This window comes from Lysobacter sp. GQ73 (genome assembly GCF_059758755.1).
In genome coordinates, this window is the sequence record NZ_JCAXEE010000008.1 from 124,426 (window position 1) to 148,414 (window position 23,989).

Sequence of the window (23,989 nt, forward strand, 5' to 3'; positions counted from 1 at the left end):
CGCAGCGTGGCAGCTGTGTTCATAAAAAACACAAACCAGGATCACAGAAAAAGCGAGTTTTCCTGGGGTTTATGCGGCCAATGACGAGCGTTGAGAAACGTGCCGCATAACAAACGCAATGCGATTGCGGAACCGGTCAATCTGGCTTAAAGGCGAACAGATCGGCGACCAGATCCAGGTCGACGTTGCCGCCGGACACGACCAGGCCGACGCGGCGGCCGGCGAAGCGTTCGCGATGCGCCAGCACCACCGCCAGCGGCACCGCACCGGAGGGTTCGACCACCAGCTTCATGCGTTCCCAGACCAGCCGCATCGCGGCGACGACCTGGGCGTCGTCGACCAGCAGGATGTCGCGCAGGTGCTCGCTCAGGATAGGAAAGGTGAGCGTGCCCAGTTCGGCGCGCAGGCCGTCGCAGATGGTGTCGGCCTTGCGGCCGGTGATGCGCTGGCCGGCGCGCAGCGAATCGTGGGCGTCGCGGGCGCCTTCGGGTTCGGCGCCGAACACCTCGATGGCCGGGCTCAGCCCGTGCGCGGCGATGGCCGTGCCCGAAAGCAGGCCGCCGCCGCTGACCGGGGCGATCACCGCGTCCAGGCCGGGGGCGCTGCCGAGCAGTTCCAGGGTCGCGGTGCCCTGGCCGGCGATCACCCGCGGGTCGTTGAAAGGATGCACCAGCACGCCGCCGGTCTGCGCCAGGACCTGCGCGGTCATGGCGTCGCGCGAGGCCTGGTCGGGTTCGCAGGCGACGATCTGTCCGCCGTAGGCGCGGATCGCGGCGAGCTTGATCCTGGGGGTGTTGTGCGGGGCGACCACGGTCGCGCGCGCGCCGCGCAGGCTCGCCGCCAGCGCGATCGCACCGCCGTGGTTGCCCGAGCTTTGGGTGACGATGCCGCGCGCGACCTCGTCCTCGCTCAAGGAGAACACCGCGTTGCAGGCGCCGCGGAACTTGAACGCGCCGGCGCGCTGCAGGTTTTCGCATTTGAAGTGCAGCTCGCAGCCGGCCAGCGCGTCGATCGCGCGCGAACGCAGCACCGGGGTGGCGTGCGCATGCGGCGCGATGCGCGCGGCGGCGGCCAGGATGTCGGTGAACAGGGGGGCCAGGCTGGGCGGTGCGGAGAGATCGTTCATGCCTCAAGCGTAGCCCAGGCCCGGTCGTCCTGGCATGCGCCGGATGGCGGATTGGCGTCGTGCGGCGCCGGCGACAGGACGAGTTCAGTCGTGGCGCAGCGCCGCGATCGGGTCGAGCCGCGCCGCCTGCCGCGCCGGATACACGCCGAAGGCCAGGCCGACCGCGGCGCAGAACACGGCCGAGCCCAGCACCGGCAGCGGCGCCCAGGCGACCTGCCAGCCGGCGAAGGCGGCGATCAGATAGGCCAGGGCCACGCCGAACAGCAGGCCCAGCGCCGCGCCGGCGACGCAAATGACCATGGCCTCGCGCAGGAACTGCGCGATCACGTCGCGCCGGCGCGCGCCGAGCGCGCGCAGCAGGCCGATCTCGCGGCGCCGTTCGAGCACGTTGGCGAGCATGATGTTCATGATGCCGATGCCGCCGACCAGCAGGCTGACGCCGGCGATCGCGCCCATCACCACGCGGAAGATGCGCTGGGTCTTCTGGTGCTGCTGGAACAACTGCTGCGGCACCACCAGGCGGAAGTCGGGCATGCCGGCATGGCGCTGGCCGAGCACGGTCGACAGCACCCGCGCGCCGGCGGCGAGTTGCGAGGGATCGCGCAGGCGCAGCAGGAAGCGGTCGATCTCGTCCTCCTGCGGCTGGAAGCGGAAGCGCGCGCGGGCGCTGGCCAGCGGCAGGTAGACGCGGTTGCTCTCCAGTCCGAGCTGCACGCCTTCGAACTGGTCCTTGCTGAGGTCGCGGTCGGCGAGCACGCCGACCACTTCCAGCCAGACGTGGTTGACCTTCAGATACTGGCCGATCGGGTCGACCCCGGGAAACAGATCGGCGGCGGCCTGATGGCCGAGCACCGCGACCGCGGCGAGGGCGCGGTCGTCGTCGTCGCTCAGGCTGCGGCCCTTGGCGATGCGCAGCGAGGACAGGGCGAAATAGTCCGGACTCACGCCGCTGGCCTGGGCGTCGCTGTGGCCGCTGTCGCTGAACACTGAATGGGTGCGGATCGGTTTCTCGGCGGCGTAGCGCTCGGCGCCGGGCACCACCGCGAGTGCGGCGTCGGCATCGGCCAGGCTCAGGCCGAGGCTGCGCGCGCGGGTTTCGCGCAGGCTGTTTTCGTCCTGAGGCTTGGCTTCGGCGATCAGGTTGTTGAGGCCGAGACTCTCGACCAGGCGCAGCGCTTCGCGCCGGCTGCCCTCGCCGACCGCCTGCATGGCGACGATCGCGCCGACCCCGAAGATCAGGCCGAGCAGGGTCAGCAAGGTGCGCAGGCGGCGGCGCCACAGCTCTTCGATCGCCTCGCGCCAGATCGACGGCAGCAGGCCGGCGAAACGGTTCAAGGACGCACCTGATGCGCGTTCCGGCCCTTGCGCGCCGGTGCCGCGGCGGCCGGGGCGCCTTCGTCGGGCGCGGCCTGGCCCGCGGCGTCGCTCTCGGCCGGGGGCTCGATGGTTCGGCTGGCGGTGTCGACGGCGCCGGCTTCGACCAGCAGCACCTCGTCGCCCTCGCGCAGGCCCGAGCGCACCTGGGAACGCGCCGGCCCGCGCACGCCGAGCTGGATTTCGCGGCGCAGGAAATCGCCGCCCCGGCGAACCCGCACGTAGTCCTTGCCGGCGTCGCTGTCGATGGCGACGTTGGCGACGCTGAGCGCCTTGGGCGCATCGAACAAAATCACCCGCGCTTCGAGCCGCTGGCCCGGCACCAGCCGGTAGCGCGCGATCGCTTCGGCCGGAATCGGCGCTTTCATGGTCAGGTATTTCACCGGGCTGTCCTGGCTGCGCACCTTGGCCGCGCTGGCGACCCACGACAGCTTGCTGCGGATGCGCTGCTCGGGCCGCCCGACCGGGAACATCTCGACCGCCTGGCCGACCTGCAGGCCCTGCGCCTCGATCTGCGGCAGGCTCAGTTCGAGTTCCATCGCCGAAGCGTCGGGCAGGCTGCCGTAGTCGAAGCCGGCGCGCAGGGTCGCGCCGACGTTGGGTTTGTCGCCGGACCAGTTGCTCGCGAGCATCAGCACGCCGTCGTTCGGCGCGCGCAGTTCCAGCGCATCGAGGTCGGACTGGCGCGCCTGGGCGGTGAGCTCGAAGGTCGCGCGCTGCGCATCCAGCACCGCCAGTTCGGCGCTGCCGCGCACGCCGGCCTGGCCGCGCTGCCATTCCAGGGTGTCGCGCTTGGCTTTCAGATAACTCGCGTCCTGCACCGCGTCGAGCACTTCGTTGCGGGCCAGGGTACTGAGGTCGGCGCTGGCGTAGCGCTCGGCGATGCCGAGCTGCACCGCGACCTCGGCCAGGTCGACCGCGACCTTGCTGTGCGCGGTCGCCAGTTCGCCCTGCTTGGCCGCGCGCGCGAGCAGATTGCGCTGCAGGTCGATCAAGGTCTGGCTGAGTTCCTGCCGGCCCTGCGCGGCCGAGAAGCGCGCGATCAGGTCGCCCTTCTTCACCGCGCTGCCTTCCGGCAGCATCCATTCGAGCTGGCGCGAGGCCCAGTTACGGCCGGGCACGTTGAGCGGTGTGGCCTTGGCCGACTTCAGTTCGCCCTCGCCGCGCACGCTCAGGCGCAAGGGCGCGGCGGCGATGGTCTCGACGGTGGCCGGCGCGGTGTCGGCCGCGCAGGCCGACAGCCAGGCCAGGGCGAAGATCGCAATGGCGCCGGCGCGCATCATCGGGCCGGGCTCCGTGCGGCCGCAGGCGCGGCCGGCTGGGCCGAGGCGATCTCGACCCGCACCGCCTGGCCCGGACGCAGCGGCGCGCGCGGGTCGTCGAGGCGCACGTCCAGGTCCAGCACCGGCACCGGTTGCACCTGCGATTTGCTGCGGATGGCGTTGCCGATCGAGGCGATGCGCCCGCGCAGCACGCTGCCGGCGCCGCCCTCGACCACGATCCGCACCGGCGCGCCGACCGCGACCCGGCGCAGGTCGCGCTCGGGCAATTCGGCGCGCACCGCCAGAGTACTCATGTCGGGAATCTCGGCGACGGTCTGGCCGACCCAGACCTGCGAGCCGACATCGTATTTTTCGCCTTCCCAATTGCTCCGGTGCATCATCAGGCCGTCGCGCGGCGCGCTCACCTCGAGCGCCGCCAACGAGCGCTGCAGGCGTTCGACGTCGGCCTGCAACTGCGCGCGCTCGGCGGCGAGCAGGCGCCGCTCCTGGCGGCGTTGTTCGGCCGACAGGTTTTCGCGGCGCTGGGCCAGGATCATCTTGCGTTCCATCTGCGCGCGCGCGACCAACAGCTTGCGGTATTCGATGCCGGCGATCAGCTCGGCCGGCTGCTGGGTCTTGCGCTGCGCCTTGTCGAGTTCGGCGCGCGCTTCGGCGGTGGCCAGGCGCTCGCTGTGCTCGCGTTCGGCCAGCTCCAGCTCGAGCTTGTCGAGTTCGCTCTGCTTTTCCTTCAGCTGGCTGCGCTTCTCGCCGAGTTGCTTGACCACGTCGTTGCTGTCGAACGAGATCACCGGCTGGCCCCGCTTGACCGGGGCGCCGTCGGCCGCGAGTCGGGTGATGTTGAACTGCCACATGCGCTCGACGTTCGGCGGCGTCAGCGCCGAGCTGCGCCGCGCGTAGACCTCGCCGTCGATGCGCAGGGTCGCCGCGCCCGCCGGTTGCGCCGCGGCGAGCGATATCGCAACGAACGATATCGCAATGAGCGATATCGGGGCGAACGATGTCGAAGCCGGCACCGCCCGCGTCATCGCGACGCCCCCGCCGAGGCCTTCGGCACCGCGGTCGATACGCGCACGCTCATCCCCGGCAGCAGCTTGAGCGCGTGCCCGCGCGGCAGTTCGATGTCGAGGCTGAAGTAGCGGCCTTCGCCCCATTCCGGCTTGCGGTCGGGAGCGCCGGCGATGGCCTTGATCCGGCCCTGCACGCGTTGCCGCGGCAGCGCGTCGAACGCCAACTGCACCGGCTGGCCGACGGCGAGGCCGCGCCGGTCCGGTTCCAGCGCCCAGGCGCGGATTTCCATGCCGCCGCCGCGGCCGACCACTTCGCCGGCCTTGCTGCCGGGCATGGTCGAGCTGCCCTCGTCGATGCGCCCGCCGATCCAATTGTTGTTGAACCCGTGCAGGACGATGCCGTCGCGTTCGGCGCGCACTTCCGACTGGCGCAGCAGCGCGGCGTAGTACTCGCGCTGCACGATCAGTTTGTCGACTTCGAGCTTGGCGTCCTGCTGGCGGCGCGCGACTGCGGCGCGCGCGGCGGCTAACTGCTCGCGCTTGAGGGTGAGCTCGCGGGTGGTCTTGTCGAGTTCGCCCTGGTGGCGGTCGTAGTCGAGCTGCGAGATCAGGCCGCGCGGAATCGCCGCCTCGATCCTGGCCGTGGCCAGCGCGGCCTCGGCATCGGCGAGCGCGACTTCGGCATCGACCGCCTTGACCTCGAGTTCGGCCAGTTCCTTGGCGGCCTTGGCGCGGGCCTGTTCGATCTTGGCGTCGAGGTCGGGAATCTGGGTGCCGGCCTGGCCCGGGTCGATGCGCAGCACGACCTCGCCGGCCTTGACCGCCCGGCCTTCGGCGACGAAGTAGCGGATCGCCACCGGCGCGGTATTCGACTGCGGGGTGTAGATCGGCTGCGCGCCGACCGAGCGCACCTCGCCGGTCAACACCACCGCGGACGCCGGCGGCGCAGCCAGCGACAGCGCGATCAGCGCCGGCGCCAGCCGCGACAGGCGCGGGCGGGTCCGGCGAAGGATCTGGCGAAAGACCCGGCGAAGAGCGTGGCCCAACTCAGGCGGCCGAGTCATGGTCGACCTTGCCGTCGTGCAGGCGCACCTCGCGCGGCGCGCGCGCGGCGAGGTCGCGGTCGTGGGTCACCAGCACCACGGTCTGGCCGCCGCCGTGCACTTCCTCGATCAGGTCGAGCACGTCGGCGGCGCTTTTCGAATCCAGGTTGCCGGTGGGTTCGTCGGCCAGCAGCAGGGCCGGGCGCAGCAACAGCGCACGCGCGATCGCCGCGCGTTGCTGCTGGCCGCCGGACAGCTCGCTCGGCCGGTGCTCGCTGCGCTCGCCCAGGCCGACGCGCGCGAGCAGCTCGCGCGCGCGTTCGGCGCTGTCGGGCGGCGGCTGGCGATGGAAGCGCAGCGGCAGCAGGACGTTCTCCATCACGCTCAGGCGCGGCAGCAGATGGAAGCTCTGGAACACGAAGCCGATGCGGCGGTTGCGGATGTCGCTGGCGGCCTCGTCGTCGAGCGCGGCGACGTCGCGGCCTTCGATCAGATAACGCCCGCGGGTCGGCCGGTCGAGACAGCCGAGGATGTTGAGCAGGCTGGACTTGCCCGAGCCCGAGGCGCCGGTGATGGCGACGAATTCGCCCGCCGCGATGCTCAGGTCCACGCCGGCCAGGGCATCGACCGCTTGTCCATTCATCTCGTAGCGACGATGGACCGCATCCAGTTCGATCATCGGGACTGCTTAGGCCAGAAGGGGAAAGACGAGGCGTGGGCGAGCGCGCGAACGCAGGCCCGGGCGACCGGGAACGACCCGGCGCCCGCCGGCGAAGTTCCGCGACGCGGCGACCGGGGCGGGCAGGCCGCATGCGCGGCGTAGACCGATCCCTGGCCGTATTCCATCGCGGTCAATCTACCTTAACCCGGAGGCGGCGCGACATGCCGCGATGCGCGGCCCCGCGTCCGAATGCGATGCAGCATGGTTTTCTGTGAACCCGTGCAGCAAACGCCGCCCGCGCGAAGACTAGCTTAGGCGTGTCGCCACCGCTCGGACGCAGGCGTGAGCGCCGCGTGCCGACGCGGCGCCGTCCAGGCCCGTCGTCTGCGCGCGCCGGCATCACCCGGACTCGGACCTGGATATTCCCTGATGGAAACGCCAGGATAGGGCCGAAGCCGACTCCAACCGGTCGCCGCAATCGCGACCGGCTTCGTTCACGGCCGGCTCGATTACGGCCGGCTTCGCTCAGGCGCTTTCGTCCACGCTCACCACAGGGAATCCACATGCTCCGCAAACTCACGGTATGCCTGCTCCTCGTCCTGTTGGTGGGTTGCCTGCCGCCGCGCATCGACCCGACCATGGTCTCGGCGCCGCAAGGCGATGCCTCGGCCGACAGCAAGGGCTGAACCGTACAGCAGCGCGCGGGTCGAATTAAGCCCGAGTTCAACGCCTCGGGCCGAAGCTGAAACCCTCACCAGGGGGTCTGCCATGATCCGCAAGCTCATCGTTCCGCTCATCGCCGCCGGCCTGCTGGCCGGTTGCGTGTCCGACTACGCCTATCGCGGCGGCGGGGGTGCCGGTTCGTATTACTACGGCCGTCCCAGCGTCGACTACGGCTATTACGGCCAAAACTACGGGTACGGCTACTACCCGTACGGCGACGCCTATCGCTATCGCAACTACGGCTACCCCGGTTACTACGGCGGCGGTTACGGCTACCCGGGCTATTACCCGTATCCGTACCCGCGCTACTACTACCCGAACCGGCCGCATCGTCCGCCGACCCATCGTCCGCCGCAGACCAGCCAGCCTTCGCGCGGCATTCCGTGGCGCGACACGCGTCCGGTCGGCGGCGGCGCCTGGGCGCCGACGAACCCCGGTGCGGTCTCGCAGCCGCGCAGCATGCCGCAGCCGCGGGCCATGCAGCAGCAGCCGATGCAGCCGCGCATGCCGTCCACTCCTTCGACCCGTCGCGACGGCGGCCGGGCCTGGAAGGACGTCGAACGCTGAACGGAGTCTGGCCGGATGTTAAGGCCGGCCAGCCAGGACGCTGGATTTGGAATGGCGAGCACTTGCGTTCAGGCGGAAGTGACAGCAATCTACCGCTACTGACCGCTTACGTCGTATTTGGACGTTTTCGGTAAGCAAGGCTTCTATGTCGGCGCCTGGCGAGGAATCACGGATCCCCCCTGTTCCGTCCTTGTCAGGCGTCGGCGCCCATTCCCCCGGACTCCGGGGAAACACCCAAAGGCGCGCGTATCCACGCGCGCCTTTGCGTTTTTGATCAATGGCTTAGCTCGCCCTGCCGGCGCATGCCGCGGCGATTCGACCCAGTCGCCGGTCGTGCCGGCGCCGGGATGGCCCCGTTCGGGGACCCGAACGACAGGCAATAAAAAGGGGCCGAATGTCCCCCGACATTCGGCCCCCCAGCTTCCCCCGCGAGCGCTTGGCCAGCCCCTGTTCCAATTCCAGCCGGCGTCGAGCGCCTGCCCCGCAAGGTGCACTAAGTACCCAAGCATGAAGTGTGCCAAGCGCGGGTGAAGGCGGTCCGCCCCGGTCTGGCCTAAAATCCGCGTCCTGAGCGTCGCTTCCGACGACGGTGCGACCGTGGTGCCTTGAACCGATGAACGAATCCTTCTTCCAATACGACGTGATCGTGGTCGGCGGCGGCCATGCCGGCACCGAGGCCGCGCTGGCCTCGGCGCGCGCCGGCGCGCGCACCCTGCTGCTGACCCACTCGGTCGAGACGGTCGGCGCGATGAGCTGCAACCCGGCCATCGGCGGCATCGGCAAGGGCCACCTGGTCAAGGAGATCGACGCGCTCGGCGGGATCATGGCGCGCGCCGCCGACGCCGCCGGCATCCAGTGGCGCCGGCTCAACGCCAGCAAGGGCCCGGCGGTGCGGGCCACCCGCTGCCAGGCCGACCGCTCGCTGTACCGCAGCTTCATCCGCCGAGCGGTCGAGGCGCAGTCGAACCTGACCTTGTTCCAGGCCGCGGTCGACGATATCCAGTTCGACGCCGGCCGGGTCACCGGCGTGCTCACCCAGACCGGCCTGCGCTTCGCTGCGCCGGCGGTGGTGCTGACCGCCGGTACGTTCCTCGCCGGCAAGGTTCATGTCGGCCAGACCACCTATGCCGCCGGCCGCGCCGGCGACCCGCCGGCGATCGCCCTGGCCGCGCGCCTGCGTGAGGGCCCGTTCGTGGTCGACCGGCTCAAGACCGGCACGCCGCCGCGCATCGACGGCCGCAGCCTCGATTACTCGGTCATGGAAGAGCAGCCGGGCGACGATCCGCGTCCGGTGATGTCCTTCCTGGGCAGGCCGGCCGACCATCCGCGTCAGGTGTCGTGCTGGATCACCCACACCTCCGAGCGCGCCCACGAAATCATCCGCGGCGCGCTCGACCGCTCGCCGCTGTACACCGGGCAGATCGAAGGCATCGGCCCACGCTACTGCCCCTCGATCGAGGACAAGGTGGTGCGTTTCGCCGAGAAGGCCAGTCACCAGATATTCGTCGAGCCCGAAGGCCTGGACGTGGCCGAGATCTACCCGAACGGCATCTCGACCTCGCTGCCGTTCGACGTGCAGCTCGACCTGGTGCGCAGCATCCGCGGCTTCGAGCGCGCCCACATCACCCGCGCCGGCTATGCGATCGAGTACGACTTCTTCGATCCGCGCGGGCTGCAGTCGACCCTGGAGACCAAGGCCGTCGCCGGCCTGTTCTTCGCCGGCCAGATCAACGGCACCACCGGTTACGAGGAGGCCGCCGCGCAGGGCCTGCTGGCCGGCGTCAACGCAGCGCGTTTCGTCGCCGGCGCCGAGGGCTGGAGCCCGCGCCGCGACGAGGCCTACATCGGCGTGCTGGTCGACGACCTGATCACCCACGGCACCAGCGAGCCCTATCGCATGTTCACCTCGCGCGCCGAGTACCGGCTGCAGTTGCGCGAGGACAACGCCGACCTGCGCCTGACCGAGACCGGGCGCGGGCTCGGCCTGGTCGGCGAATCGCGCTGGGCCGCGTTCGCGCGCAAGCGCGAGGCGATCGAGCGCGAGAGCGCGCGCCTGGCCGCGGTGTGGGCGGCGCCGAACAACCCGCTCGGCCGCGAGATCGCCCAGACCCTCGGCATCGAGGTCAGCCGCGAAAGCAGCGCATGCGATCTGCTCAAGCGGCCCGAGATCAACTACGCCCAGCTGATGAGCGTGCCCTCGCTGGGTCCGGCGGTGGCCGAGCCCGAGGTCGCCGAGCAAGTCGAGATCGGGGTCAAGTACGCCGGTTACCTGGACCGCCAGCGCGGCGAGATCGAGCGCCAGCAGCGCAACGAGAGCACGCCGATCCCGGGCGAATTCGATTACGCCACGGTGCGCGGCCTGTCGGCGGAAGCGCAGCAGAAGCTGGAGCGAGTGCGCCCGCAGACCGTGGGCCAGGCCCAGCGCATCCCCGGCATGACCCCGGCGGCGATCTCGCTGCTGTTGGTGCATTTGACCCGGGCGCGGCGGGCCAGGGTGGCTTGAGGCTCTCTCGGGTCTCGGGTCTCGGGTCTCGGGACTCGCGACCGCAGAGGTTCCAGATACCGGAAGATCGGCTCTCGCTGTCCCCCGTTTGTAGAGGGGGCAGGGGGATTTGCCGTTGACGTTGCCGCTTTTGCTCTGCCTTCGTAGCAAGCGTTCAATACAGCTTGCGCTCGCTCTTCTCCGGCGGCGACCACTGATACAACCAGGTCTCGCTCAGCGCGCCGCTGGCATCCTTGAGGAACAGGCGCAGGTCGATCTGCTCGGTCGAGTCGCCCTGCGGCACCGCATCGAACATCACCCGGTAACCGCCGATCTCGTGCAGCGGTCGACACGACACGGTTTCCAGGCGGCCCCGGCCGATCTGCAGCACCGGTTCCACCGTCGCATTGCGCTTGGCCAGTTCGGCCAGCGGGCCGCCGGCGAAATCGACCGCGAAGCGCCAGGAAAAATAGTCGCGCTTGAAGCCGATGCGACCGCCCAGGCCGGTGCGCGTGGCCACGCAATGGGCGAGCTTCGGCGTCGCCGGCGGCATCGCGCCCCAGTACAGGCGGTAGCCGAACAGCAACTCCTGCCCGGGCTGCGGCTTGGCGCGCGGGTTCCAGAACGCGACGATGTTGTCGAAGGACTCGTCGACGGTAGGGATCTCGACCAACTGCACCGAACCCGCGCCCCAACCCTGCTTGGGTTCGACCCACAGGCAGGGGCGTTTCTCGTAGAACACGCCGTCGTCCTGGTAATGGTCGAAGTTGCGGTCGCGCTGCAGCAGGCCGAAGCCGCGCGGGTTGTCGTCGGCGAACATGTTGAAGCGCAGCTGCGTCGGATTGCACAGCGGGCGCCAGATCCACTCGCCGCTGCCGGTCCACATCGCCAGGCCGTCGGTGTCGTGGATCTCAGGGCGCCAGTCCCAGTCCATGCGGCGATCGTTCTCGCCGACCTGGTACATGCTGGTGCACGGGCCCAGGCCCATGCGCTCGATGGTCTTGCGCGGGTACAGCGCGCAATCGATGTCCATCAGCAGCACCTGGCCCGGCGTGATCGCGAAGCGGTAGGCGCCGGCGATGCTCGGCGAATCGAGCAGGGCGTAGATCACCAAGGTGTCCGATTGCGGACTCGGGCGTTCCAGCCAGTACGCGGTGAAATCGGGAAACTCTTCGGGGCGGCCGGTGCCGGTGTCGATCGCCAGGCCGCGCGCCGACTGGCCGTACTGGCCTTCGCCGCCGACCGCACGGAAATAGCTCGCGCCGAGGAAGGCGGCGAAGTCGCGCTCGGGGTCCTTGCGGGTGTTGAGGCGGAAGCCGGCGAAGCCCAGGTCGGCCGGCAGCGGCTTGCCGTCCAGGCCGCTGCGGGCGCGGTCGAACATCGCCGGGTCGTAGACGATCTCGCGCGCCTGGCCGCCGTCGACTTCGTACATGCGCACGGCCGACTTGAAGAACAGGCCGAGGTGGAAGAACTGGCCCAGGAAGCGGGTGTCGTCCTGCGCCCACAGGGCATGGTCGCGGCGGAAGCGGATCGACTGGTATTGGTCCCAGTTCATCGCCTCGACCGCGGGCGGCAGAGTGGTGCTGCGCGGCGCGTAGGCGCGTTCGGCCAGGGCGCGGGCCTGGCCCTTGAGCCCGGCGAAATCGAAGGGCCGGGCCGGGCCGAGCTGGGTCGTGCCGGGCGCGGCCCAGGCGAGCGCCGGCAACGGCAGACCGAGGGTGGCCAGGGTGCCGGCCGCGGATTTGAGGAATTGGCGTCGGATCATTGGGGAAGGCGACGTCGTGGCAACAGGACCGGGCATGCTAGCCAATCCCGATTGGACGTTGGTTATGGCGGCGTTGAGGCGGCGGTCGCGATGCCCGGCTTCCTCATCCGCCCGCGCGTCCGGCGCTGTTTCCGGCGTGCGGGAGCGGGTGGGGCGAGGGTTCCGGGGCCGTTGTTCCTGCACCAGCGGCGCACGAAAAGCCGCCCACCGCCGAAGCCTCTTAGAATATCGCCATGCTTCGACTCACCGACCTGCGATTGCCGCTGGACCACCCGGCCAGCGCCCTCACCGACGCCATCCTCGCCCGCCTCGGCATCGCCGCGGACGAACTGACCGGCTACACCATCGCCAAGCGCAGCTACGACGCGCGCAAGCGCGGCGGCATCGTGCTGATCTATTCGATCGACGTGGACACGCCGCGCGAGGCGGAGATCCTGCGGCGTTTCCAAGCCGCCGAGGCCGCCGAGGCCGCGGCGCCGGCGCACGCCAAGGGCAAGCCGGGCGCGGCCGACGCCGGCAAGGTGCTGCCGACCCCCGATACCGACTACAAGTTCGTCGCCCGCGCGCCCGAGGCGCTGCCGTTGCGGCCGATCGTGATCGGCATGGGTCCCTGCGGCCTGTTCGCCGGCCTGGTGCTGGCGCAGATGGGCTTCCGCCCGATCATCCTCGAGCGCGGCAAGGCGGTGCGCGAACGCACCGTCGACACCTTCGGCCTGTGGCGCAAGCGCGTGCTCAATCCGGAGTCGAACGTGCAGTTCGGCGAAGGCGGCGCCGGCACGTTTTCCGACGGCAAGCTCTACAGCCAGATCAGCGACAAGCTGCATCACGGCCGCAAGGTGCTGACCGAGTTCGTCAAGGCCGGCGCGCCGGAGGAAATCCTCTACGTCAGCAAGCCGCACATCGGCACCTTCCGCCTGGTCTCGATGGTCGAGAACATGCGCGAGACGATCGAGTCGCTCGGCGGCGAAATCCGTTTCTCGCAGCGGGTCGAGGACGTGCTGATCGAGGACGGGCGACTGCGCGGGTTGACCCTCGCCGACGGCGGCGAACTGCGCGCCGACCACGTCGTGTTCGCGGTCGGCCACAGCGCCCGCGACACGTTCGCGATGCTGCATTCGCGCGGCGTGTTCATGGAGGCCAAGCCGTTCTCGATCGGCTTCCGCATCGAACACCCGCAATCGCTGATCGACCGCGCCCGCTTCGGGCCGCAGGCCGGTCACGAGATACTCGGCGCCGCCGACTACAAGCTGGTGCATCACTGCCGCAACGGCCGTTCGGTCTACAGCTTCTGCATGTGCCCCGGTGGCACCGTGGTCGCGGCGGCGAGCGAACCCGGGCGCGTGGTCACCAACGGCATGAGCCAGTATTCGCGCAACGAACGCAACGCCAACGCCGCGATCGTGGTCGGCATCACCCCCGAGGACTACCGGGCCTACGACGACACCGCCGATAAAGGCCCCGGCAGCCCGCTGGCCGGCATCGCCCTGCAGCGGCATTGGGAGGCGCAGGCCTTCGTCCTGGGCGGCGGCGAATACGAAGCGCCGGGCCAGACCGTCGGCGATTTCCTGGCCGGGCGGCCCTCGACCGCGCTCGGCGCGGTGCAGCCCTCGTACACGCCCGGCGTGCGCCTGAGCGACCTCAGCGCCTCGCTGCCCGACTACGCGATCGCGGCGATACGCGAAGCCTTGCCGGCCTTCGACAGGCAGCTCAAGGGTTTCGCCATGCCCGACGCGATGCTGACCGGCGTCGAGACGCGCACCTCCTCGCCGGTGCGCATCACCCGCGGCCCCGACGGCCACAGCCTCAACACCCGCGGCCTGTTCCCGGCGGGCGAAGGCGCCGGCTATGCCGGTGGCATCCTGTCGGCGGCGGTGGACGGCATCAAGACCGCCGAAGCGGTGGCGATGAGCATCATGGCGGGCCTGGGGCGGGGCTGAGGCGGGCGTAGCTTCCAGCCGCAAGCCGTCGGCTAGAAGCCCTGAGCGCCCTGCCTGGGTCAAGCCTCGGGTGTTCGGCCGCGCCGAAGTAAAGCGGAGTCCGCCTGCGCGGGAACGGCGGCAGGTGCGCAGCGGGCACCCACCACCTATCCCACGATTGCTCATGCCTTGTGCGCAATCGGTCGACCGCGCCCCGCCGCCGGCGGCCATGCCGAATGGCAGGGGGCAGGGCGGGCGCGATGGGTAGGATGCGGGATCCCGTCCCGTGTTCGCGCCGCCGGAGTTCTCCATGGTCCGTCCGATCCACGCCGTCCTGCCTTTGCTGATCGCCGCGGCGCTGCCGTTCTCGAATGCGGGCGCCCAGACCGCCGCGCCGCGCGATGTGCCGTATCCCGGCCTGGTGCAGCTCGAGGTCGATGCGACCGACCTGGCGCGGCGCGTCATGCATGTGCGCCAGCGCCTGCCGGTCCAGGCCGGCGCGCTGACCTTGCTGTTTCCGCAGTGGATTCAGGGCAATCATTCGCCGACCGGCCCGATCGACAAGCTCGCCGGCCTGCGCATCCGCGGCAACGGCCAGGCCATCGCCTGGCAGCGCGACCCGTTCGACGTCTATGCCTTCAAGCTGGTCGTGCCCGAAGGCGTTGCCGAGCTGGAGTTGAGCTTCGACATGCTCACGCCCACCGGCGGCACGCCGGGCCGGGTGGTGATGACCGCCGACATGCTCAACGTGCAGTGGAACCAGGTCGCGCTGTACCCGGCCGGGTATTACGCGCGCGGCATCCAGATCGCGCCGACTCTGAAGCTGCCGCCCGGCTGGCAGGCCGGCACCGCGCTGGAACTCGAGGCGCGCGAGGGCGACCGACTGCGCTATCGCGCGGTGCCGTTCGACACCTTGCTCGACTCGCCGGTGTTCGCCGGCCGCCATTTCAAGCAGATCGATCTCGACCCGGGGGCGAAGACCCCGGTGCGGCTCAACCTGGTCGCCGACGCCGCCAAGTACCTGGAAGCCAAGCCCGAGCAGATCGAGTTGCATCGCCGGTTGGTCGGCCAGGCCTACAAGCTGTTCGGCTCGCGTCCGTTCGACCGCTACGAGTTCCTGCTCTCGCTGTCGGGCCAGATGAGCGGCATCGGCCTGGAGCATCACCGCTCCAGCGAGAACGGCGTCGACGTCGACTACTTCACCGGCTGGGACGGCGGCAGCGCGATCGGCCGCGATCTGCTCGCGCACGAGTTCACCCATTCCTGGAACGGCAAGTACCGGCGGCCGGCCGGGATCGCCGCGCCGAACTTCAACCAGCCGCTCAGCGACGGCCTGCTCTGGGTTTATGAAGGCCAGACCCAGTACTGGGGCTATGTACTGACCGTGCGCTCGGGCCTGTGGAAACCGGAGCTGGCGCGCGAGGCCTTGGCGCAAGTGGCGGCGCGCTACAGCAACGATCGCCCGGGCCTGGCCTGGCGCAGCCTGCAGGACACTACCTACGACCCGGTCATCGCCCAGCGCAAGCCGAAGTCGTATACGAGCTACCAGCTCAGCGAGGACTACTACAACGGCGGCCAGCTGGTGTGGCTGGCGGTCGACGCCAAGCTGCGCGCGCTCAGCGGCGACAAGCGCTCGCTCGACGATTTCGCCCGCGCCTTCTTCGCCGGCGAGAACGGCGACTACCGGGTCAGGCCCTACGAATTCGAAGACGTGGTCGCCGCGCTCGACGGCGTCGCCGCGTTCGACTGGGCCGGCTTCCTGCGCGAGCGCATCGACGGCCACGCGCCGCCGACCGACGGCCTGGCCGCGAGCGGTTGGAAGCTGGTGTTCACCGAGACGCCGGGCGAGTTCCAGAAGCTCGCCGAGGGCGAACGCAAGGCGGTCGATCTTACTTATTCGCTCGGCATGAGCGTGTCGAACGGCGACTCCTCGGTGGCCAGCGTGCGCTGGGACGGGCCGGCCTTCGACGCCGGCATCGCCCCGGGCAACGTCGTGCTCGCGGTCAACGGCTATGCGAGCAACGGCGAGCGGCTCAAGGACGCGGTCACCGCGGCCAAGGACGGTCGGCACCCGATCGAACTGCTGATCAAGAACGGCGACGCGATCAAGACCGTGCGCATCGACTACCGCGAGGGCCTCAAGTACCCGAAGCTCGAACGCATCGAAGGCACGCCCGACCGCCTGTCGAAGATCTACGCGCCGAAGTAAACCGGTATTTCAACCTCGCCGAACCTCAAGAGACCCGGACCATGTACGGATTGATCGGAAAGATGACCGCCGCCGCCGGCCAGCGCGATGCCCTGATCGCGATCCTGCTCGACGGCATCGACGCCATGCCCGGCTGTCTGAGCTACGTCGTCGCGCGCGACCCCAAGGACGCCGACGCGATCTGGATCAGCGAAGTCTGGGACAGCCGGGACAGCCATCGCGCCTCGCTGGCCTTGCCGTCGGTCCAGGCCGCGATCGCCAAGGCGAAGCCGATCATCGCCGGCTTCGACGAGCATCACGAGACCGAACCGGTCGGCGGGCACGGCCTGCGCGGCCTGCGCGGCTGAAGCCGGTCCGCTCACTCCTCGGGCGATGACGGAGTGTCCACCGTTGCGCGCCGCCGCCACAGCATGCTGCGCAATACCCCGTCGCGGCGGATCAGGCCGTGGTACAGCGCGGCGGCGCCGTGCAGCAGGATCAGGCCGAACAGCGAGTACGCCAGCAGCCGATGCAGCCCGCGCAGAACCGCGAACCAGTCGGCGTCGAACGGTGCGATCGCGGGCAGGCGCAGGGTTTCGCCGAGCATGACCGGGTAGCCGCCGGCCGAGAGCATCGCCCAGCCGACCAGCGGTAAGGCCAGCATCAGCGCGTACAACAGCCAGTGCGAAACCTGCGCGGCGATACGCTGCAGCGCGGGCAGGTCGGCCGGCAACGGCGGAGGCCTGCGCCACAGACGCAGGATCAAGCGCAACACCGCCAGAACCAGGATCGCCGCGCCGAGCGGCTTGTGCAGCGCGAGCAGCCAGCTGTGCCGCGCCGAGACGCTGGCGACCATGCCGACGCCGACGAACAGCATGCTCAGCACCATCGCCGCCATCAGCCAGTGCAGCACGCGCGCCGGCCACCAGAACAGTTCGGGATCGCGCTTCATCGGTGTGGCTCCTGTGAGCCAGCGGCGGCGCCGCCGGCGTGTTCTGCGGTGCGGCGGCGATAGGATTCGGCGTACGCCGACGAGCGCGCCGGCAGCAGCGGGTCGTCGGACGCAGCGATGCCCGCGGGCAGGATCAGCGGGTCGAAATTGAGGTCGCGGCAGGCGCCTTGTGCCTGCGGCTCGCTGCGTTCGAGCACCACGCGGCCGGCGTCGATCTCGCGCCGGTCCGGCGGCCAGACCCGGGTCGCGTCGGCGGTCGGGTCGCCGGGTGCGGCGAGAGTCACCAGCAAGCGCCACTGCAGCGGCCCGTGCGCGAGCCGCCGCTGCAGTTCGCCCTCGAGATAGTCCTCGGACGGCGTCGCCGGTACGGCGCCGTCGGGGCCGTTGTCGGCGGCGACGCGCCAGCGCACCGCATGACGCGCGCCGGCGGCGTCGACGAAGTAGAACGCGTTGAGGCCGTAATAGGTTTCGGTGGCGTAGCTCGGCGAGGGTTTGTGGTTCTTGGCCCAGGCGCGGAACGCTGCGGTTTCCGGGTGCGCGGCGAAGAACGCGGCCTGTCTGGCCGGATCGGGCTTGCCGGTCGCGGGGTCGGGCCGACCGGCCTGCAATTGCTGAAAGAACGCCTGCGGCGTGGCCACCGGAAACACCGGCATGCTGTTCATGCCGGTGCGCCATTGCTGGCCGTCGGCCTGGGTCAGGCTCAAGGCCAGGCTGCGGACCGGCACGCCGAAATCCGGTGCGTGCGGGTTGCCGCCGGGAATCGCGAAGCGGCCGACCAGGGGCGTGCGGCCGGGCGCGAACACGGCCGCTTTCGAGTACTTCGCGGCGGCGCCGTTGCTGTCGAAGTGGCCGATCACGCACACGCCCTTGGCGTGGTTGCGGCGATAGCCCGGGTGCAGACCGCCGTTGAGCTGCAGGCGGTCGACCAGGCCGCGCGAGGTGAGGCGCTGCGGACTCAGCCAGCCGCCGACATAGGCGAACGCGACGGCGGTGCCGGCCACGGCGGCGACGATCAGGGCCCAGCGCGCGAGCGCATGGGGCGGCCTGGCGGGGCGATGGACGGAGTCGGGGTTGGGGTCGGGGTTTGGGTTTGGGTTGGGGTTGGGCGGCGGTGCGGCGGGCGGGTGGGACGGAGACATGGCGGCGCTCGGGTCGGGAATCTTGGGGTACGACGCACCGCGGCGAGGTTTATTCCCCAGACCGGGGAATAAACTGCGGCCAGCGGCGTCTTGCTTAGCGATTCCCCGACCCGCGTTCCCGGACCGCTCATGCCCGCCAGCGACCTCGACAGCGCCCTGCGCGAACAACTGCCGTCCCTGCGACGGTTCGCGCGCTGGCTCGCGCGCGATCCGCACGCCGCCGACGACCTGGTCCAGGCGGCGATGGAACGGGCGATCCTCGGCTGGGGCCGGCGCCGCGACGAGCAGGCGCTGCGGCCGTGGCTGTTCGCGATCGTGTACCGCCAGTTCCTCGACGGCCAACGCCGCGCACAACGCTATGCCGGCGTGTTGTCGAGGCTCGGCCTCTCCCACGACAGCCAACCTTCGGCCGAGCGCGAAGTCCTCGCGCGTTCGACCCTGGAAGCGATGCAACGCCTGTCGGTCGAGCAACGCAGCTTGTTGTTGTGGGTCTCGGTCGAGGGGCTCAGCTATCAGGAGGTCGCCGACATTCTGCAGGTGCCGATCGGCACGGTGATGTCGCGTCTGTCGCGCGCTCGCGAAGCCTTGCGCCGGCTCAGCGACGGCGAAACCCCGGCCGCGCCGCTGAGATTGTTGAAGCCCGCCACCGCAACCAAGTCTTCCCCATGAACACGACGCCGAGCGAACACGACCTCCATGCCTACGTCGATGGGCGCCTCGGCGGCGAACGCCGCGCCGTGGTCGAGGACTGGCTTGCGCGCCATCCCGAACGCGCGGCCGAGGTCCAGGCTTGGCAGCGCGACGCACAGCTGCTGCGCGCGGCCCTGCACGGGGAGGCGGAAACGGTGCCGGCCGCGCTCGACCCGACGCGCCTGCGCGCCGGTCTCGCGCGTCGGCGCCGCGCGCGCTATGCGATGGCGGCGACGGTGCTGTTGAGCCTCGGGGTCGGCGGCATCGGCGGCTGGCAGATGCGCGCATGGCGCAGCCAGGAATTCGCCGCCGCCGCGCCGGCGGCGTACGCCACGGCGAAGCCGATGGGCGATGCGCTCGAAGCGCACCGTCTGTTCGCCGCGCGTTTCGATCTGCGCCCCGACCAGCCGGCGCACGGCGACGACCTGCAGGGCTGGCTGGACGCCCGTTTCCGCGAGCCGATGCGCCTGCCCGACCTGAGCGGCGCCGGTTTCCGCCAGGTCGGCGCGCGCCTGCTCGCGACTGAACAGGGCGCCGCGGCCCTGGTCGTCTACCAGGACGCCGGCGGTAACGCGATCAGCTTCTATATCCGGCCGCCGGGCCCCCGCCGCCACCTGCTGCCGCGCGGCGACCGCCGCGACGGCGACCTGCTCGCGCAGTACTGGTCGCGCGGGGGGTACAACTATGCGATGGTGAGCCGTGGGGAATCGGCGGATGTCGTCAGGCGCGCGCTGGATGGCGCGATCTGACAGAACTCAGGAAAGGCGATGACGATGAGCTCTACGGACATGCAGGACACGCGCAACGAGTTCGGAACCTTTTTGCGCTCGTTGGCGGAAGGCATGGCGACGCAGCAGGACTGGCGCCGCTTCATGATCGCCCAGTATCACGACCCGGCCCTGGAAGCGGCGCGCGTCGAACTGGTGCGGGCCGCGCAGCACGGCTCGGAGATGCCGACCGAGTCGGCCAAGGTGCAGGACCTGGCGAGCGAGATCGATCGCCGCCTCAGCAGTTGAAACAGCGCAGGCCTCGATCGGCGCGATGAAGTTCGCGCGCAACGAAAAGCCCCGCATGCGGGGCTTTTCGTTTCATGCCGGCGGCGCTCAGGCCGCCTGCACGATCCGCAAGGGGTTGCGGTATTCCTTGAGCAACTCGGCCTCGCGTTCCTTCGCCTTGTGCAGGTGCGCTTCCTTGACGTGACCATAGCCGCGGATGTGCTCGGGGATGCTGGCGATCTCGGCGGCGAGGTCGACGTTGCCGCCGTCCAGGGTCGCCAGCAGGCCGGTCACGGTCTGCTCGTAGTCGGCGATCAGCCGGCGCTCCATCTTGCGCTCTTCGGTGTAGCCGAAGATGTCGAGCTTGCTGCCGCGCAGCTTGCGCAACTTCGCCATCCACTTGAATGCGGTGAACACCCAGGGGCCGAATTCCTGCTTGATCAATCGGCCTTGCTCGTCCTTCTTGGCGAGCAGCGGCGGCGCGAGGTGGAACTTGAGCTTGTAGTCGCCGTCGAACTGCTGCTCCAGCTTGCGCTGGAAATCGCCGCTGGTGTACAGGCGCGCCACTTCGTACTCGTCCTTGTAGGCCATCAGCTTGAACGAGTACCGCGCCACCGCCTCGGCCAGGTCGGTCGAACCCGGCGCTTTGGCCTGCTCGGCCGCGCGCACCTTGGCGACGAAGTCGGCGTAGCGCCTGGCGTAGGCGGCGTCCTGATACTCGGTCAGGAAAGCGACGCGGCGCGAGATCAACTCGTCGAGCGAACGCGACAGGCGCAGATCGTCGAGCGGCAGGAAGGCGACGTTGTCGCTGTCGGCCTGCGCCGGCACGTGACGCAGCTCGTCGCCGTTGCGGGTCGCGCGCGGCGCCGAAGTCGCGCCCCATTCCTTGCCTTCCCACTGGCCCGGAGCCAGATGCGGCAGATCGTGCGGCGTCGCTTCGGCGACGGTCGGCGCATTGCGCACCAGGCCGGCGGCTTCGGCGACCGTTTTCGGGTCGATCGCGGCCAGGCGACCCCAGGCGAAGGCGGTCTTGTTCATCTCGATCGCGGCGCCGTTGAGTTCGATCGCGCGCATCAGCGCCGCGAACGAAATCGGCACCAGCGCGCGTTGCCAGGCGTAGCCGAGGATGAACAGGTTGGTGGCGATGGCGTCGCCGAGCAGGGCGGTGGCGAGCTGGGTCGCGTCGACCAGCAAAGGCTCGGCGCCGCCCAGGGCCTGGCGCACCGCGGCGACGATGTCGGTGGCCGGGAACTGCATGTCCGGGCGGGTGGTGAAGGTGCCCGGCATCGCCTCGTAGGTGTTGAGCACGACCGCGCTGCGGCCGGCGCGCACCTTCGACAGCGCCCAGTAGTCGTTGACCACGACCATGTCGCAGCCGAGCACCAGGTCGGCCTCGCCGGCGGCGATGCGCACGGCGTGGATGTCGGCCGGGGTCTTGGCGATGCGGATGTGGGTGGTGACCGCGCCGCCCTTCTGCGCCAGGCCGGTCTGGTCGAGCACGCTCGCACCCTTTCCTTCCAGATGGCCGGCCATGCCGAGCAGGGCGCCGATGGTGACCACGCCGGTGCCGCCGACGCCGGTGATGAGGATGTTCCAGGGCGTGTCGAGCGCCGGCAACTGCGGCGCCGGCAGGTCCTGCAGGCGGTCCTTGGCCGAAGAACCCTTCTTCTTTTTCAGCCCGCCGCCTTCGACGGTGACGAAGCTCGGGCAGAAGCCGTTGACGCAGCTGTAGTCCTTGTTGCAGTTGGACTGGTCGATCTCGCGCTTGCGCCCGAACTCGGTTTCCTTCGGCAGCACCGACACGCAGAACGACTTCTTGCCGCAGTCGCCGCAGCCTTCGCAGACCAGGGTGTTGACCATGACCCGCTTCTGCGGATCGACCATCTTGCCGCGCTTGCGGCGACGGCGCTTCTCGGTCGCGCAGGTCTGGTCGAAGATCAGCACGCTGGTGCCCTTGACCTCGCGCAGGCGCTTTTGTACCGCGTCGAGCTCCTTGCGGTCGTAGAACTCGACCTCGCTCGGGAACAGCTCGCGCTTGTTCCACTTGGCGATGTCGTCCGACAGCAGGACGATGGTCTGCACGCCTTCCGAGCGCACCTGGTGGGCGATCTGCGGCACCGACAGGGTGCCGTCGACCGGCTGGCCGCCGGTCATCGCGACCGCGTCGTTGTAGAGGATCTTGTAGGTGATGTTGACGCCGGCCGCGACCGACTGGCGGATCGCCAGCGAACCGCTGTGGAAATAGGTGCCGTCGCCGAGGTTCTGGAACACGTGCTCGGTGTCGGTGAAGGCCGACTGGCCGCACCAGGTCACGCCTTCGCCGCCCATCTGGGTGAAGGTGTTGGTCTCGCGGTCCATCCACGTGACCATGTAGTGGCAGCCGATGCCGCCGAGCGCGCGCGAGCCTTCCGGCACCACCGTCGAGGTGTTGTGCGGGCAGCCCGAGCAGTAATGCGGCACGCGCGGGAACGAGGCGCGCGGCAGGGCCAGCTCGCTTTCCTTCTCGTCCATCCAGCGCAGCACGTTCTCCATGTGCTCGGAGTTGTGGAAGCGCTGGATGCGGCGCGCGATCACGCCGGCGATGCGCGCCGGGGTCAGCTCGCCGGTCGAGGGCAGGATCCACTCGCCGTTCTCGTCGTACTTGCCGACGATCGACGGACGGCGTTCGCCGTCCCAGTTGTACATCGACTCCTTCATCTGGCTTTCGATGAAGGCGTGCTTCTCCTCGACCACCAGGATGTCGTCGAGGCCGCGCGCGAACGCGCGCAGGCCGACCGGCTCCAGCGGCCAGGTCATGCCGACCTTGTACACGCGGATGCCGAGTTCGGAGCAGGCGCGCGCGTCCAGGCCGAGGTATTCCAGGGCCTGCAGGACGTCGAGATAACTCTTGCCGGTGGTGATGATGCCCAGGCGCGCGTTCGGCGAGTCGATCACCGTGCGGTCGATGCCGTTGGCGCGGGCGAAGGCCTGCGCGGCCTTGACCGCGTACTGGTGCAGGCGCATTTCCTGGTCCATCGGCGGGTCGGGCCAGCGGATGCTCAGGCCGCCCGGCGGCATCACGAAGTCGTCCGGGGTGACGATGTTCAGCGCCAGCGGATTGACGTCGACCGAGGCCGAGGACTCGACCGTCTCGGCGATGGTCTTGAAGCCGACCCAGCGCCCGGTGAAGCGCGACATGGCCCAGCCGATCAGGCCCATGTCGAGGATGTCCTGTACGCCGGCCGGGTTCAGGATCGGCATCATCGCGCTGGTGAACTCGCCTTCCGAGCCGTGCGGCAGGGTCGAGGAGCGGCAGGCGTGGTCGTCCGCGGCCAGGGCCAGGACGCCGCCGTACTTGCTGGTGCCGGCGGCGTTGGCGTGCTTGAACACGTCGCCGGTGCGGTCCACGCCCGGGCCCTTGCCGTACCACATGCCGTAGACGCCCTCGACCTTAGCGCCGGGGAACAGATTGGTCTGCTGGGTGCCCCAGACCATGGTCGCGCCGAGGTCCTCGTTGAGGCCCGGAGTGAACTTCACCCCCGAGGCTTCCAGGTACTTGCGCGCGCGCCACAGTTCCAGGTCGAAACCGCCCAGCGGCGAGCCGCGGTAGCCGGAGATGAAGCCGGCGGTGTTGAGGCCGGCGGCCTGGTCGCGCAAACGCTGCATCAGCGGCAGGCGCACCAGCGCCTGCACGCCGCTCAGGTAGATGCGGCCTTCCTGACGGGTGTACTTGTGATCGAGCGAATAGTCTGGGTCGAGGACGCTGTTGGTCAGGTCTGTATTCGCCGACGAAGGCGAGCTGAGTTCTGCGGTGCTGGTCATGGGCGGGCTCTCGCGGCGGTGCCGCGGGTTGGCTGGCGGGGCGGGACGGCATCCCGGCCGGGACGGCGGCGGCGCGCCGGGGCCCGAGCAAAGACTCGGAATTATAGCCTTTGGGCGGAATCGGGCCGGCAGATGCGCCAGTCATCACGCAGGAAGCCGGCGCCAGCGGCTGAATACGCGCGCCCGTACCGCGGCGGATCGTGCCCGCGCCGGGCGGTGGGGGCCGGCAGATGCGCAGCATTCGCCGTTTTGTTCACGCGGCCGGCCAAGGCCGGAC

19 protein-coding genes are annotated in these 23,989 nt (G+C 69.8%); 9 read left to right on the plus strand and 10 right to left on the minus strand.

What is annotated here, in order from left to right:
* Positions 1–136 precede the first annotated feature (136 nt).
* The 6 genes from AC6CH2_RS19760 to AC6CH2_RS19785 form a co-directional block, all read right to left on the minus strand.
* Positions 137–1,126 (minus strand): pyridoxal-phosphate dependent enzyme, encoded by a 990-nt coding sequence (locus tag AC6CH2_RS19760; RefSeq protein WP_498270701.1) that lies wholly within the window; start codon positions 1,124–1,126, stop codon positions 137–139.
* Positions 1,127–1,210: 84 nt separating this feature from the next.
* Entirely contained in the window at positions 1,211–2,461 is a 1,251-nt protein-coding gene (locus tag AC6CH2_RS19765) for an ABC transporter permease (RefSeq protein WP_435397194.1), read from the minus strand.
* Positions 2,458–3,783: an efflux RND transporter periplasmic adaptor subunit gene (locus AC6CH2_RS19770; RefSeq protein WP_498270702.1), complete on the minus strand. Its 1,326-nt coding sequence runs from the start codon at positions 3,781–3,783 to the stop codon at positions 2,458–2,460. The genes AC6CH2_RS19765 and AC6CH2_RS19770 overlap by 4 nt, the downstream gene beginning before the upstream one ends.
* Positions 3,780–4,796, minus strand: a complete 1,017-nt coding sequence (locus tag AC6CH2_RS19775) for an HlyD family secretion protein (RefSeq protein ID WP_498270703.1) — start codon at positions 4,794–4,796, stop codon at positions 3,780–3,782. Before AC6CH2_RS19775 ends, AC6CH2_RS19770 begins: the two co-directional genes overlap by 4 nt.
* 8 nt (positions 4,797–4,804) lie before the next feature.
* The gene (locus tag AC6CH2_RS19780) at positions 4,805–5,854 is read right to left on the minus strand and encodes an HlyD family secretion protein (RefSeq protein ID WP_498270704.1); all 1,050 of its coding nucleotides are present in this window, start codon (positions 5,852–5,854) and stop codon (positions 4,805–4,807) included.
* Complete coding sequence (locus AC6CH2_RS19785) at positions 5,838–6,512, minus strand: ABC transporter ATP-binding protein (RefSeq protein WP_498270705.1); 675 nt, start codon at positions 6,510–6,512, stop codon at positions 5,838–5,840. The genes AC6CH2_RS19780 and AC6CH2_RS19785 overlap by 17 nt, the downstream gene beginning before the upstream one ends.
* A gap of 545 nt (positions 6,513–7,057) precedes the next feature.
* Between AC6CH2_RS19785 and AC6CH2_RS19790 the strand changes: the two genes are divergently transcribed.
* The 3 genes from AC6CH2_RS19790 (at position 7,058) to mnmG (ending at position 10,287) form a co-directional block, all read left to right on the plus strand.
* The gene (locus tag AC6CH2_RS19790) at positions 7,058–7,180 is read left to right on the plus strand and encodes a hypothetical protein (RefSeq protein ID WP_498270706.1); all 123 of its coding nucleotides are present in this window, start codon (positions 7,058–7,060) and stop codon (positions 7,178–7,180) included.
* 82 nt (positions 7,181–7,262) lie between these two features.
* Positions 7,263–7,784 carry a hypothetical protein gene (locus AC6CH2_RS19795; protein WP_498270707.1) on the plus strand — a complete coding sequence of 174 codons (522 nt, stop codon included), beginning with the start codon at positions 7,263–7,265 and terminating at the stop codon, positions 7,782–7,784.
* 613 nt (positions 7,785–8,397) lie between these two features.
* The gene (gene mnmG / locus AC6CH2_RS19800) at positions 8,398–10,287 is read left to right on the plus strand and encodes a tRNA uridine-5-carboxymethylaminomethyl(34) synthesis enzyme MnmG (protein ID WP_498270708.1); all 1,890 of its coding nucleotides are present in this window, start codon (positions 8,398–8,400) and stop codon (positions 10,285–10,287) included.
* A 154-nt stretch (positions 10,288–10,441) separates the two neighbouring features.
* Here mnmG and AC6CH2_RS19805 read toward each other — a convergent pair whose 3' ends face one another.
* On the minus strand, positions 10,442–12,031 hold the full coding sequence (locus AC6CH2_RS19805; RefSeq protein WP_498270709.1) for an OpgD/OpgG family glucan biosynthesis protein: 1,590 nt from the start codon (positions 12,029–12,031) through the stop codon (positions 10,442–10,444).
* A 233-nt stretch (positions 12,032–12,264) separates the two neighbouring features.
* Here AC6CH2_RS19805 and AC6CH2_RS19810 point away from each other — a divergent pair, with 233 nt between their 5' ends.
* The 3 genes from AC6CH2_RS19810 to AC6CH2_RS19820 all read left to right on the plus strand — a co-directional run bounded on the left by AC6CH2_RS19810 (position 12,265) and on the right by AC6CH2_RS19820 (position 16,503).
* On the plus strand, positions 12,265–13,968 hold the full coding sequence (locus tag AC6CH2_RS19810; protein ID WP_498270710.1) for an NAD(P)/FAD-dependent oxidoreductase: 1,704 nt from the start codon (positions 12,265–12,267) through the stop codon (positions 13,966–13,968).
* 289 nt (positions 13,969–14,257) lie between these two features.
* Positions 14,258–16,156 (plus strand): M61 family metallopeptidase, encoded by a 1,899-nt coding sequence (locus AC6CH2_RS19815; RefSeq protein ID WP_498270711.1) that lies wholly within the window; start codon positions 14,258–14,260, stop codon positions 16,154–16,156.
* Positions 16,157–16,197: 41 nt separating this feature from the next.
* Positions 16,198–16,503, plus strand: coding sequence for a putative quinol monooxygenase (locus tag AC6CH2_RS19820; RefSeq protein ID WP_498270712.1), 306 nt, complete (start codon positions 16,198–16,200; stop codon positions 16,501–16,503).
* A gap of 11 nt (positions 16,504–16,514) precedes the next feature.
* On the opposite strand, the gene AC6CH2_RS19825 is transcribed toward AC6CH2_RS19820, so the two are convergent.
* Both AC6CH2_RS19825 and AC6CH2_RS19830 read right to left on the minus strand, forming a co-directional pair.
* Positions 16,515–17,087, minus strand: coding sequence for a cytochrome b (locus AC6CH2_RS19825; protein ID WP_498270713.1), 573 nt, complete (start codon positions 17,085–17,087; stop codon positions 16,515–16,517).
* On the minus strand, positions 17,084–18,226 hold the full coding sequence (locus tag AC6CH2_RS19830; protein WP_498270714.1) for a catalase family peroxidase: 1,143 nt from the start codon (positions 18,224–18,226) through the stop codon (positions 17,084–17,086). The genes AC6CH2_RS19825 and AC6CH2_RS19830 overlap by 4 nt, the downstream gene beginning before the upstream one ends.
* Before the next feature lie 129 nt (positions 18,227–18,355).
* Between AC6CH2_RS19830 and AC6CH2_RS19835 the strand changes: the two genes are divergently transcribed.
* From AC6CH2_RS19835 to AC6CH2_RS19845, 3 genes are read left to right on the plus strand one after another with little or no spacing between them, the layout of a single operon-like run.
* Complete coding sequence (locus AC6CH2_RS19835; protein WP_498270715.1) at positions 18,356–18,895, plus strand: sigma-70 family RNA polymerase sigma factor; 540 nt, start codon at positions 18,356–18,358, stop codon at positions 18,893–18,895.
* Entirely contained in the window at positions 18,892–19,665 is a 774-nt protein-coding gene (locus AC6CH2_RS19840; protein ID WP_498270716.1) for an anti-sigma factor family protein, read from the plus strand. The genes AC6CH2_RS19835 and AC6CH2_RS19840 overlap by 4 nt, the downstream gene beginning before the upstream one ends.
* Before the next feature lie 24 nt (positions 19,666–19,689).
* On the plus strand, positions 19,690–19,932 hold the full coding sequence (locus AC6CH2_RS19845; RefSeq protein ID WP_498270717.1) for a hypothetical protein: 243 nt from the start codon (positions 19,690–19,692) through the stop codon (positions 19,930–19,932).
* Positions 19,933–20,019: 87 nt separating this feature from the next.
* Here the strand turns inward: AC6CH2_RS19845 and AC6CH2_RS19850 are convergent, their stop codons facing one another.
* A complete protein-coding gene (locus AC6CH2_RS19850; protein ID WP_498270718.1) occupies positions 20,020–23,712 on the minus strand; it encodes an indolepyruvate ferredoxin oxidoreductase family protein in 3,693 nt (1,230 codons plus the stop codon).
* Positions 23,713–23,989: the final 277 nt, after the last annotated feature.